12 protein-coding genes are annotated in these 9,037 nt (G+C 66.9%); 8 read left to right on the forward strand and 4 right to left on the reverse strand.

Features of this window, described 5'->3' with window-relative positions:
- Positions 1 to 6: 6 nt before the first annotated feature.
- Complete coding sequence (locus ACAM58_RS26560; RefSeq protein WP_062365022.1) at positions 7 to 375, reverse strand: hypothetical protein; 369 nt, start codon at positions 373 to 375, stop codon at positions 7 to 9.
- 189 nt (positions 376 to 564) lie between these two features.
- On the opposite strand from ACAM58_RS26560, the gene ACAM58_RS26565 reads away from it, so the two are divergent.
- A complete protein-coding gene (locus ACAM58_RS26565) occupies positions 565 to 1,314 on the forward strand; it encodes a TerC family protein (RefSeq protein WP_015865779.1) in 750 nt (249 codons plus the stop codon).
- A 13-nt stretch (positions 1,315 to 1,327) separates the two neighbouring features.
- On the opposite strand, the gene ACAM58_RS26570 is transcribed toward ACAM58_RS26565, so the two are convergent.
- On the reverse strand, positions 1,328 to 1,777 hold the full coding sequence (locus ACAM58_RS26570) for an SRPBCC family protein (RefSeq protein WP_015865778.1): 450 nt from the start codon (positions 1,775 to 1,777) through the stop codon (positions 1,328 to 1,330).
- 236 nt (positions 1,778 to 2,013) lie between these two features.
- Here ACAM58_RS26570 and ACAM58_RS26575 point away from each other — a divergent pair, with 236 nt between their 5' ends.
- Together ACAM58_RS26575 and ACAM58_RS26580 are read left to right on the forward strand one after the other, a co-directional pair.
- Positions 2,014 to 2,874, forward strand: coding sequence for a helix-turn-helix domain-containing protein (locus tag ACAM58_RS26575; protein ID WP_369664892.1), 861 nt, complete (start codon positions 2,014 to 2,016; stop codon positions 2,872 to 2,874).
- Positions 2,875 to 2,913: 39 nt separating this feature from the next.
- Complete coding sequence (locus tag ACAM58_RS26580; protein WP_369664893.1) at positions 2,914 to 3,618, forward strand: B3/4 domain-containing protein; 705 nt, start codon at positions 2,914 to 2,916, stop codon at positions 3,616 to 3,618.
- A 27-nt stretch (positions 3,619 to 3,645) separates the two neighbouring features.
- Here ACAM58_RS26580 and ACAM58_RS26585 read toward each other — a convergent pair whose 3' ends face one another.
- A complete protein-coding gene (locus ACAM58_RS26585; RefSeq protein ID WP_015865774.1) occupies positions 3,646 to 4,428 on the reverse strand; it encodes an IclR family transcriptional regulator in 783 nt (260 codons plus the stop codon).
- A 121-nt stretch (positions 4,429 to 4,549) separates the two neighbouring features.
- On the opposite strand from ACAM58_RS26585, the gene ACAM58_RS26590 reads away from it, so the two are divergent.
- Genes ACAM58_RS26590 through ACAM58_RS26600 form a run of 3 tightly spaced genes read left to right on the forward strand, consistent with a single transcriptional unit; the run spans position 4,550 to position 7,071 of the window.
- Entirely contained in the window at positions 4,550 to 5,557 is a 1,008-nt protein-coding gene (locus ACAM58_RS26590) for a TRAP transporter substrate-binding protein (protein ID WP_015865773.1), read from the forward strand.
- Positions 5,558 to 5,572: 15 nt separating this feature from the next.
- Positions 5,573 to 6,022 carry a type II 3-dehydroquinate dehydratase gene (locus ACAM58_RS26595; protein WP_015865772.1) on the forward strand — a complete coding sequence of 150 codons (450 nt, stop codon included), beginning with the start codon at positions 5,573 to 5,575 and terminating at the stop codon, positions 6,020 to 6,022.
- A gap of 35 nt (positions 6,023 to 6,057) precedes the next feature.
- Positions 6,058 to 7,071: a TRAP transporter substrate-binding protein gene (locus tag ACAM58_RS26600; protein WP_369664894.1), complete on the forward strand. Its 1,014-nt coding sequence runs from the start codon at positions 6,058 to 6,060 to the stop codon at positions 7,069 to 7,071.
- 16 nt (positions 7,072 to 7,087) lie between these two features.
- Here ACAM58_RS26600 and ACAM58_RS26605 read toward each other — a convergent pair whose 3' ends face one another.
- The gene (locus ACAM58_RS26605; RefSeq protein ID WP_369664895.1) at positions 7,088 to 7,681 is read right to left on the reverse strand and encodes an NADPH-dependent FMN reductase; all 594 of its coding nucleotides are present in this window, start codon (positions 7,679 to 7,681) and stop codon (positions 7,088 to 7,090) included.
- Between the two features lie 31 nt (positions 7,682 to 7,712).
- On the opposite strand from ACAM58_RS26605, the gene ACAM58_RS26610 reads away from it, so the two are divergent.
- Both ACAM58_RS26610 and ACAM58_RS26615 read left to right on the forward strand, forming a co-directional pair.
- The gene (locus tag ACAM58_RS26610) at positions 7,713 to 8,429 is read left to right on the forward strand and encodes a GntR family transcriptional regulator (protein WP_369664896.1); all 717 of its coding nucleotides are present in this window, start codon (positions 7,713 to 7,715) and stop codon (positions 8,427 to 8,429) included.
- Between the two features lie 33 nt (positions 8,430 to 8,462).
- Complete coding sequence (locus ACAM58_RS26615; RefSeq protein WP_015865768.1) at positions 8,463 to 9,014, forward strand: VOC family protein; 552 nt, start codon at positions 8,463 to 8,465, stop codon at positions 9,012 to 9,014.
- The last annotated feature ends 23 nt before the right edge of the window (positions 9,015 to 9,037 follow it).

Below are 9,037 nucleotides of genomic sequence, written 5' to 3' on the forward strand. Positions count from 1 at the left end.
CTGCGATCAGTCGCGGTCTTCGCGATAGTGGCGGTAGTGCTCGCGCCGCTCCCATTCGCGGCGGCGCCATTCATGGCGCGCTGCGCGGCGTTCTTCCCAGCTCGGTCCCGGCTCGTAGTAGACGGGTGCCGGTGCAACGTAGGCGGGCGCCTGGTAGCGCACCGGCGGCGCCGGCTCGTAGTAGACAGGGGCCGGCCGCGAATACACAGGCGCGGGCTCGTAGTAGACCGGTGCCGGCTCGCTCACCACCACGCCGGGCACCGACACGCCGATGGACCAGCTGGTGCCCGCGGTTGCGGCGGCCACGCCGAAAAGAGCGCCTGCGGCAATCGTGCCCGAGAGAGCCAGCTTGAGAACGGTTCGAGGAAAGGTCATCTCATCTCCAGAGATATGGGATTGCTCCCGATGCCTCTACCAACGTTCGGCCGTGCGAACTCGCACACATCGCTTCGGTGAAGAACATTTCAAGATGTCACGCGAAAACCCCGGAAAGCCGCATGGCAGACTCCGTTCCTGCTTCCCATCCTTCTTTTTTGCCGGCATTGCCGTGCCGAAAGACCTTCCATGCTTGAACTGCTGACGGATCCCCAGGTCTGGATCGCCTTTGCGACCCTGACCGCGCTCGAGCTCGTGCTGGGCATCGACAACATCATCTTCATCTCGATCCTGGTCGACAAGCTCCCGCCAGCCAAGCGCGAGTTCGCACGGCGCGTCGGCCTCTTCATGGCCATGTTCATGCGCATCGGCCTGCTGCTGGTGCTCGCGTGGATCGTGGGGCTGGTCGCGCCGCTTTTCTCGGTGCTCGGCAAGGACATTTCGGGGCGCGACCTGATCCTGATCCTGGGCGGGCTGTTCCTGATCTGGAAGAGCACGAGCGAGGTCCACCAGTCGCTGGAGGGCGGCCATGAGCAGAAGTCCAGCGCGGTCAAGGCCACCTTCGCGGGCGTCATCCTCCAGATCATGGTCATCGACCTGGTGTTCTCGCTCGATTCGATCATCACCGCAGTCGGCATGGTGGACGACGTGCGGGTGATGATCGCCGCGGTGATCGTGTCGGTGTTCCTGATGATGCTGTTTGCCGGCCCGATCGGCCGCTTCGTCTCGAACCATCCCACCATCAAGATGCTGGCGCTGGCCTTCCTGGTGGTGGTGGGCGTGGTTCTTGTCGCGGAGGGCTTCGGGCACCACGTGCCCAAGGGCTACGTGTACTTTGCGATGGCCTTCTCGCTGGCCGTGGAGATGCTCAACATCCGGCTGCGCAAGAAGGCGGCCAAGGCCGTGGAGCTGCATCCGCCCCATATTCCGGGCGACTGAAGCCCCTCGGCGCTCAGCCCGGAATGTTCGGCTCGACCAGCTGGGCGAGCGCGACAAGCGACTCCTGCCAGCCCAGGTAGCACATCTCCACGGGAATCAGGTCGGGGATGCCTTCCTGCACGACGGACATGTCGGTGCCGCAGGACACGGCCGTGAGCGTCACGGTGGTCTTCATGGTGCCCGGCAGGTTGGGATCGTCGAAGCTCGCGTCGTAGGCAATGCGTTGGCCGGGAACGAGCTCCAGGTACTTCCCGCCGAACGAGTGGCTGTGGCCACTGCCAAAGGCGGTGAAGGACATGCGCCAGGCGCCGCCGACCACGGGGTCCATGCTGTGGACCTTGCCGGTGAATCCGAAGGGCGGCAGCCAGCGCTCGAAGGCGCTGGGCTCGATGAAGGCGCGGTAGAGCCGCTCGGGCGGAGCGCGCAGTACGCGGTGCAGGCGGACGGTGTTGGTAGTAGCCATGGCTGTGTTCTCCTGAAGTGCAGAGGATGCCCCTCCACTGGCACGACGAACGAGGCTGCGGAAAATCGACAGCGAACTGTAGCGCCGTACGATAAAAATTATTTGTAGCCGAAAGTTTGCAGTTTTTTTGGCCTGCGCGCCGCCGGGGTTGCGGGCACCCACAGGCCCTCGTCGCAGTGCTCGTCGTCTTCCAGGCGAATCCTGCAGATTCGCATGCCGCATGCATACTCCGCGCGATGATGAAGAACCCGCACCACGACTGCCGCGTCTTCGGCTCGCCCTGGGAGGGCGTGCATGGCACCCGCATCTCGAGCCAACGGCGCTACGGCAGGCATTGGCATGCCACCTTCGGCATTGGCGTCATCGACGAAGGCGCCCAGCGCTCGGCCAGCGGGTGCGGCGAGGTGGAGGCCCATGCCGGCCATCTCATTGCGACGAATCCGGGCGAAGTGCATGACGGGCGGCCGCTCGGCGCGCCGTTCCGGCGCTGGCGCATGCTGTATCTCGAACCCGCTGCGATCCGATGGGCCGTGGATGCGGCTGCAACGGGCGCGGCGAACGAGGACATGGCCCTGGTCCGCCCCGTCATCAAGGACGAGGGGTTGCGGCGCATGCTCGGCGAACTCCTGCGGCTGCTGGAGGCGCGCACTGCCGCGCCGCAGCGGGCAGAGGTGGATGCACTGCGCAGCGAGGAGCTGCTCGTGCAGACCTGCACCATGCTCGCATCGCGCCACGGTGCGCAAAGGCTGCCCACGCGCGCCGCATCGGCCGACGTCTCGCAAGCGCGCGACATGCTCGCGGATTGCCTTGCGCAGCCGCCCAGCCTGGCGCAGCTCGCGGCGTCTTCGGGGCTGAGCAAATACCAGCTGCTGCGGCGCTTCAAGGCGGTCCATGGCGTTACGCCGTTCGCGTGGCTGCTGCAGCAGCGCGCGGAAGTGGCGCGCGGCCTCATCCGGCGCGGCGCCGCACTGGCGGATGCGGCCATGGCGACGGGCTTTGCCGACCAGAGCCACATGACGCGCGCGTTCGCACTGCACTTCGGCTTCACGCCCGGCGCATGGCAGCGCGCCTGGGTGGCGCCCGCACGGCTGCAATAGCGTTCAAGACAGGCCGCGGCGCCAGCGACACACTGGGCCATGCACTCTTTCTTCTTCTCTCATTCGCCGGAAATCTGGCAGCGCCATCCCGAACTGGTGCCCGGCGTCCTGCTGGCCCAGGGCATCCACCGGAGCGCCTGCGTGCAGGCGCAGGTGGCGCACTACCACGGCGTGGCGCGCGCACGGCTCGAAACCGTCGGCTCGGAAGCCGATCTTCCGGAGATCCAGGCTTGGCGCCGCAGCTTCGCACGCATGGGCCTCAAGCCCACGCAGTACCGGTGCGCCTCCGAGTCGCTGCTGCGCCGGTTCAGGAAGGAAGGCGCGCTGCCGCCGATCCATCCGCTCGTCGATCTTTGCAACGCGCTGTCGCTGGCCTTCGCGATTCCGATCGCGGTGTTCGACCTGTCGAAGGTAGCCGAGGGGCTGCAAGTGCGGTGCGCCGACGGCAGCGAAAGCTACCTCGCGTTCTCGGGCGAAACGGAAACGCCCGAACGCGGCGAAGTCGTCTTTGCGGATGCCGCAGGCTGCGCGCATGCGCGGCGCTGGACCCATCGCCAGAGCGCGCTTTCGGCCGTGCGCGATGAAACCTCCCGCGTCCTCATCGTGGCCGAGGCCCTGCATGCGGATGCCGCCAACGATGTCCGGCAACTGCTGGATGCGCTGTCCCGGGCATTGGCCGAGACCTGGTCGCCGCCGGCCGCGAGCGCGCTGTTGCGGCAAGACGCGCCCCGCCTGGTGTTCTGAAGAGCGGCCCGTCTCCGAAGCGCCCGGTCAGGCGCGCCGCTTGAAGAGCGCGGACGCGCCGCTCGCGTGCGCCACATCCTCGGCCGTGGCCAGCAGGGCCGGGCCCAGCGCGAGCATGCGTTCTTCCGTCAGCCGCACCAGCGGCCCGGCGATGGTGATGACGCCGATCACCGCGCCGTTGCCGCTGCGCACCGGGGCGGCCATGGCCGTCATGGCGGGCGCGAACACCTCGTTGATCATCGCGAAGCCGCGCTTGCGGGCCGCGCGCAGGTACACCAGCAGTGCCTTGACGGTGGTCGGCGCCTTCGGGCCGTAGTCCTCGGGCTTGCCGAAGCCTTGCCTGGCGACCAGCTGGAGCGCCTGTTCGTCCGTCATGGTCGACAGCCACGCGTGGCCCGCGGAACTGCACGAGAGGTTGACCGAGAGGCCCATGTCGGGGTCGTAGCGCAGGCCGCGCACGGCGCCTTGCGCCTTGGCGACGAAGGTCAGCTCGTCGCCGTCGACCACCGCCAGCCGCACCAGCTCGCCCGATTCGGCCGCGAGCCGGTCGAGCAGCGGCTGCGCCACGTCGACGATGCCGCTGTTGCTCAGGAAGCTCAGGCCGAGCGACACCAGCTTGATCGTGAGCATGTAGTCGCCATGGCTCTGGTCCTGCCGCACATAGCCGCAGCGGATCAGCTCGCCCAGCAGGCGGTGGGTGGCGCTCAGCGGCATCTCCAGCTCGGCGGAGAGCGCGGAAAGCGCACGGCCTTCGGGGTGGCCGGCCAGGTGTTCAAGGACCTTGAAGCTGCGTTCGAGGATGGCGCTCATGTCGTTGGAAAGAATGGGAAGCAGGCGCCACTCTAGCTCTTCTGCCAAGTGTTTTCACTAGTGGAAAAGATTTCCACTTCAGTCCTAAGATCGCGCCGCCTCACCTTGCTGGAGAACCATCTTGAGAAAGCTTCATCGCTCGCTGGCAGCCGCCGGCCTGGCCCTCGCATTGGCCGTTCCGGCGCTTGCGCAGGAGGCGCAGGAACGCGTCATCCGCTTCGGCCACCTCAACAACGCCGACCACCCGGTGAGCTTTGGCGTGAAGCGTTTTGCCGAGCTGCTGGCGGCCAAGAGCGGCGGCAAGATGAAGGTGCAGGAATACCCGGCCTCGCAGCTGGGCAACGAGATGCAGCAGCAGTCGGCGCTGCAGGGCGGCGTGCAGCAGATGTCGGCGCCGGCCACCACTTCGCTCGCGGGCATCGTGAAGGAGTTCGGCCTCGTCGACTTTCCGTTCGCGGTCGGCAACTTCGCGCAGGCCGATGCGCTGCTCGACGGCCCGCTCGGGCAGGCGCTGGTTGCGAAGCTGCCGGAGAAGGGGCTGGTCGCGCTGGGCTATTGGGACCTGGGCTTTCGCAACGTCACCAACAGCAAGCGCCCGATCACCCGGCCCGAAGACCTGGAGGGCCTGAAGATCCGCGTGATTCCCAACCCGGTGTTCCTGGAGACCTTCAAGTCCTTCAAGGCCAACCCGGTGCCGATGCCCTTCGCGGAGCTCTACGGCGCGCTCGAGTCGAAGGCGGTCGACGGCCAGGAGAACCCGTACTCGGTGATTCTTTCGAACAAGTTCTTCGAGGTGCAGAAGTTCGTGAGCGCCACCAACCACGTGTACGCGGCCAACATCGTCCTGGTCAGCAAGAAGTTCTGGGACACGCTCAATCCCGCCGAGCAGAAGATGATGCGCGAGGCCGCAGACGAGGCCCGGGGCTACCAGCGCCAGGTGAGCCGCGCCGCCGCGCAGCGCGCCGTGGGCGAGCTCCAGGCCAAGGGCGCGAAGTTCAACGAGGTGGCGCCGGCCGAGCAGGCCCGCATGCGGCAGATTGCGAGGCCCGTCATCGAGCGCTTCGCCGCGAGCTACGACCCCGCCGTCGTCAAGCTCTACAACGACGAACTTGCGCGCATCCGCAAATAGGAAAGAAGCCACGGAATGAAGATCCTCGTCCTGCACGGCCCCAACCTCAACCTGTTCGGCCGCCGCGAACCCCACATCTACGGCACCACCACGCTGGCCGAGATCGACGCCATGCTGCACAAGCTCGCGGGCGAACTCGGCGCCACGCTGGAGACCATCCAGTCGAACCACGAAGGCGTGCTGGTGGACTTCCTGCACACGCACATCGATGATGCGCAGGGCGCGCTGGTCAATCCGGCAGGCCTCACGCAGCACGGCGTTCCGCTGCACGACGCGATCAAGGCCATGCCGTTTCCGACCATCGAGGTGCACATGTCGAACATTGCGGCGCGCGAGGCCTGGCGCGCGCACTCGATCATCTCGCCGGCCGTCAAGGGCACGGTCCAGGGCCTGGGGCCGCAGTCGTACCTGGCCGCGCTGCGCGCGCTGGTCGAGATGCAGCAAAGGCAACCGGCCGGCGCTTGAAGGGAGCCCCGGCGGAACACACGAAGGAGACTCCCATGAAAGGCTCGAAGCAGAAATGGCTGGCGCTGGCCATCGCGGCCTTCGCCGCATTGGCGGCGGCCGGTGCCGGCGCGCAGGTCAAGGAACGCACGCTCAAGTTCGCGTTCCAGAACCAGACTGGCCATCCGCAGGCGCAGGGCGCGCAGAAATTTGCCGACATCGTCGCGGCCAAGTCCGGCGGCAAGATCACGGTCAAGCTGTTTCCGGGCGGCACGCTCGGCGGCGACCTGCAGACCGTGTCCGCGCTGCAGGGCGGAACGGTCGAGCTCACGGTGCTCAACGCCGGCATCCTTTCGGCGCAGGTCAGGGAGTTCGCAGTCTTCGACTTTCCGTTCCTCTTCAACAGCGGCAAGGAGGCCGATGCGGTCACCGACGGGCCCTTCGGCCAGAAGCTGATGGCCAGGCTCGACGACAAGGGCCTGCACGGCCTTGGCTACTGGGACCTGGGCTTTCGCAATCTCACCAACAGCAAGCGGCCGATCGCGGCGGCGGACGACATCGCGGGGCTCAAGATCCGCGTCATTCAATCGCCGATCTACATCGACCTGTTCAGCGCGCTGGGCGCCAACCCCGCGCCGCTGCCGTTCCCCGAGCTCTATCCGGCGCTCGACCAGAAGGCGGTCGACGGGCAGGAGAACCCGAACACCACCATCCTTGCCTCCAAGTTTGCCGAGGTGCAGAAGTACATCACCCAGACGCGGCACGTCTACAACCCGCAGGCGCTCCTGGTGAGCAAGAAGACCTGGGACGGCATGAGCGCCGACGAGCGGCAGATCCTCACCGAGGCCGCGAAGGATTCGACCGTGTTCCAGCGTGCGGCCTCGCGCAGCGCCGCCGACAGCGCGCTCGAGGCGCTCAGGAGAGCCGGCATGACCGTCTCGGAACTGCCGCCGGAAGAAATGGAGAAGCTGCGCGCCAAGGTGAAGCCGGTGATCGACAAGTATTCCGCATCGGTGGGCGAGGCCACGGTCACGGAACTGATGTCGGAGATCGCCAAAGTGCGCAAGTAGCTCCGAGGCAGTCCGTCTAGAGGGACTGGAGGGACGCGGCGCCGCCCAGCAATTCGATCTCCCGGAGCAGATCGGCGAGCGCCGCCCGCAGGAAGTCGAGCGTCGGTTCGTCATGGAGCCGGCCGTCGCGGATGCGCGTGGCAACGTTCGCAATGGCGACGTGCTGCCGCACCACGGGCCGCGCGAGCGTGGCGGCCAGGGCGTCGCGGATCTGCGCCTGCGCGCGCACGCCGCCCGCGGTGCCGGGCGAGGCGGTCGCGATCAGGACCGGCTTGCCCTTGAGCGGCGAGGCGAAGCTGGGCCGCGATGCCCAATCGATCGCATTCTTCAGCACGCCGGGCATGCCGTAGTTGTATTCGGGCGAGCACAGGACCAGGCCGTCGGCCTCTGCAATCGCTGCCTTGAGCCGGGCCACGGCTGCGGGCGGCGCATCGCCGTCCAGGTCGGCGTTGTAGAGCGGAACATCGTTCAGCGCAAAGAGCTCGATGGTTGCCGGCGCAGGCAGCAACGGCTGCAGGCTGCGCAGCACCGCAGTGCAATGAGAGTCGCGCCGGATGCTCCCGGAAATGCCGAGCAGGCGGATGCCGGCGATCGATGTGCTGCGTGTCATGGTGATCCCTTATTTCCAAAATCCAGAGTTTATGCATAAAATTAACTCCATGCACAAACCAGAAATTACCGCCAACGAGCCGCCACTGGCCGAGCAGGCATTCAACCGTTTGCGGCAGGACGTCCTGGCCGGCACCTTCGAAGCCGGCGCCAAGCTCAAGCTCGACGAGCTCCAGTCGGCCTACGGCTACTCGAGCAGTCCGCTGCGCGAGGCGCTCAGCCGCCTGGCGCAGGAAGGGCTCGTGCGCGCCGACGAGCGCCGCGGCTTTCGCGTGGCGCCGATCTCCGAAGAGGACCTGGCCGACATCACGCGCATGCGCATCATGCTGGACGTGCCCGCGCTGCGCGAATCCATCGCGCACGGCGACGACGCCTGGGAGGCCACGGTACTCGCCGCTTTCCATCGGCTGGAGAAGGTCGAGTCGCGCCTGAGCGACGGGCCGGTCATTCTCGATGGCGAGTGGTCGCAGCTGCACCGCAGCTTCCACCTCTCGCTGCTGGCCGCCTGCCCGTCGCTGCGCCAACGTGCCTGGGGCGCGAGCCTGTTCGACCAGGCCGAGCGCTACCGGCGGTTTTCCGCGCGCCACCGGAAGACCGCGCGCCGCAAGTCGAGCGAGCACAAGAAGATCATGGACGCCGCCTTGCGCCGGGATGCGGACACGGCCTGCGCGCTGCTGGAGGAGCACATCCTGAGCACGCAGCGCAACGTGATTGCCGCGCTCAAAGCGGCTCAGGCCGCGCAATCCTAGGGACGCCAGAGCCCGCCACCGGAGACAGACAGCATGCTCAAGGTCGCACGACCCACGCCTTCGCATTTCGGCATCTTCGTCACCGACCTGGAGCGGATGGTGGCCTTCTATACCGAGACCTTCGACCTCACGATCACCGACCGCGGCGAGGGCCGCACCTTCAGGAACCAGCTGGTGTTCACCAGCGCGAGCCCCGACCAGCACCACCAGCTGGTGCTCGCCTCGGGCCGGCCGGCGGAGGCGACGTTCAGTACCGTGATGCAGATCTCGTTCGTGGTGCCGAGCATCCAGCACCTGCGCGACATCTCGGCGCGCGCCGAGGCCCGGGGCGCCACCAACATCCGCGGCCTGAACCACGGCAACGCGCTCTCGGTCTACATGCTCGATCCGGAAGGCAACACGGTGGAGATCTACGTCGACACGCCGTTCTACATCGCGCAGCCGCATGGCGATCCGCTCGACCTGACCAAGGACGACGAAACGCTCATGCGCGAAACCGAAGAGGCCTGCCGCAAGGACCCGAGCTTCATGCCGCTCGCGCAGTGGCAGGCGCAGTTCGAGTCGCGTTCGCCGGCCGCGCCCTGACTCTTCATCCAACCGCACATTTC

Origin of the sequence: Variovorax sp. V116 (assembly GCF_041154435.1) — a bacterium.
Taxonomy (GTDB): domain Bacteria; phylum Pseudomonadota; class Gammaproteobacteria; order Burkholderiales; family Burkholderiaceae_C; genus Variovorax; species Variovorax paradoxus.